The sequence below is a fragment of the Phyllobacterium chamaecytisi genome (genome assembly GCF_020164455.1).
Taxonomy (GTDB): Bacteria; Pseudomonadota; Alphaproteobacteria; order Rhizobiales; family Rhizobiaceae; genus Phyllobacterium; species Phyllobacterium chamaecytisi.
In genome coordinates this window covers 1-219 of record NZ_JAIQWW010000091.1, presented here as the reverse complement: position 1 = coordinate 219, position 219 = coordinate 1, and the positions used below count along the sequence as shown (strand labels likewise).

Annotated in this window: 1 tRNA gene; it reads left to right on the top strand. The window is 54.8% G+C overall.

Annotated features, from left to right (window positions below):
* Positions 1-31 precede the first annotated feature (31 nt).
* Positions 32-108: transfer RNA gene (locus tag LB462_RS31075), tRNA-Met, on the top strand.
* Positions 109-219: the final 111 nt, after the last annotated feature.

Sequence of the window (219 nt, the reverse complement as noted above, 5' to 3'; positions counted from 1 at the left end):
ACAAATCTCACAACAACACACAGAACTATGACGCGGGGTGGAGCAGCCCGGTAGCTCGTCAGGCTCATAACCTGAAGGTCACAGGTTCAAATCCTGTCCCCGCAACCAAAATCAAAACACAACGCACTCTATCTGCCACCACCGTCAGGCTCAGAGCCTGAAGGGTGAGGGACGTCCGGCTTCGCCGCTCAATCAGTCCAGTGGACTGATTAAGACCCG